The sequence below is a fragment of the Oleiphilus sp. HI0043 genome (assembly GCF_001634935.1).
The window spans coordinates 1-269 of record NZ_LWEY01000847.1; the positions used below are offsets into that span (position 1 = coordinate 1).

Genomic DNA, 269 nt, shown 5'->3' on the forward strand with positions numbered 1-269 from the left:
TTGTAGGTTATCAAGCTGAGGGAACTGCAGGGCGAGATATTCAAACTTACGGGACACGAAATGGCTATGTCGAGCTAGAGGGTAAGCGCTATACGATTAATGCCGCTGTACATACGATCTCGGGTTACTCTGCGCATGCAGGTCAGGAAGACTTACTGAACTTTGTGCAAGGCATGAAAGCTAAGCCTTCAGAAATAAGAATTGTTCATGGTGATGATGACGCGAAGAAGGCTTTAAAGCAGGCGCTACGGGAATTATTGGGGGAAGAG

Annotated in this window: 1 protein-coding gene; it reads left to right on the top strand. The window is 46.8% G+C overall.

Annotation, left to right across the window (positions count from 1 at the left end):
- Positions 1-269, top strand: a 269-nt coding sequence (locus A3729_RS09615; RefSeq protein ID WP_304439711.1) for an MBL fold metallo-hydrolase RNA specificity domain-containing protein, incomplete at both ends; no start/stop codon positions are given.